The organism is Mesorhizobium sp. M4A.F.Ca.ET.020.02.1.1 (assembly GCF_004022645.1).
Taxonomy (GTDB): Bacteria; Pseudomonadota; Alphaproteobacteria; order Rhizobiales; family Rhizobiaceae; genus Mesorhizobium.
Map to the genome: position 1 here is coordinate 1 of NZ_RZOI01001136.1, position 1,165 is coordinate 1,165.

Annotated in this window: 1 pseudogene; it reads left to right on the forward strand. The window is 72.1% G+C overall.

The features are described 5' to 3' along the window. Positions 1-1,165: pseudogene (locus EN742_RS35465) on the forward strand (chromosome segregation protein SMC); the annotation flags it as partial.

A 1,165-nucleotide genomic window follows, 5' to 3' on the forward strand; every position in this document is an offset into this window, starting at 1 on the left:
CGCTTCAAGAACCTGTCGGCCGATATCCGCAAGGCCGAGGCGACGCTGCTACATCTGCGCTGGACGCTGGCCAAGACCCAGGAGGGCGACGCGCGTTCGGCACTTGCCGCCGCGACGACGCTGGTCGGAGACCGCGCCGCCGCGCAGATGGCCGCCGCCAGGGAACAAGGCATCGGCGCCCACAGGCTGCCGGACCTGCGCGACGCCGAAGCTGCCGCCGCCGCCGCCTTCCAGCGCCTGTCGATCGCCAAGACACAGATCGAGGAAGAGGCCGGCCGCATCCGCTCCCGCCAGGTCGAGCTTGAGCGCCGGCTGCAGCAGCTCGACGGCGACATGGCCCGCGAGGAGCGCATGGTGCGCGACAATGCGGATATCCTGGAGCGCCTTCGCGCCGAGGAAGCTTCGCTCAACTCCGAGAATGCCGGTGCCGCCGAGCGCGAGGCCACGACGCGCGCCGCCTTCGAACAGGCCGGGGCGACGCTCTCGCAGAGCGAAGCAAAGCTTGCCGCGCTGACCGCCGAACGGGCCGAGGCCGCCGCCTCGCGGCATCAGATCGAACGAACACTGCGCGAGACCGCCGAGCGTCGCGACCGCTTTGCCCGCCAGCTCGCCGAGGTCGACCGCGAGCTTTCCGACATCGTCGCCCGCATTTCCGGCCTGCCCGATCCGGCCGAGAAGCGGCTGCTGGTCGAGGACGCGCTCGCCCGCCTGGAAGAGAGCGAGGCCGGCGCCATCGCCGCCGAGCAGGCCGTCGCCGAGGCGCGCGGCTCCGAAAGCGCCGCCCGCCCGCCGCTACAGGACGCCAAGGCGGAGTTGCAGCGCATCGAGACCGAAGCCCGCACGCTTTCCAAGATTTTGAATGCCGCCAGCGGCGATCTTTTCCCGTCCGTGCTGGAGCAGCTCAGCGTCGAGCGCGGCTACGAGACCGCGCTGGGCGCCGCCCTCGGCGAGGATCTCGACGTGCCGCTCGACCGCAGCGCGCCGGTGCATTGGGGCGAGAGCGCGATCCAGCCGGGCGATGCAGCGCTGCCCGACGGCGTGAAGAGCCTTGCCAGCGTCGTGCGCGCGCCCTCCCAGCTTGCCCGCCGGCTGGCGCAGATCGGTATCGTGGCGGCTGCCGATGGCCGCCGTCTCCAGGCCCTGCTTGCGCCCGGCCAGCGGCTGG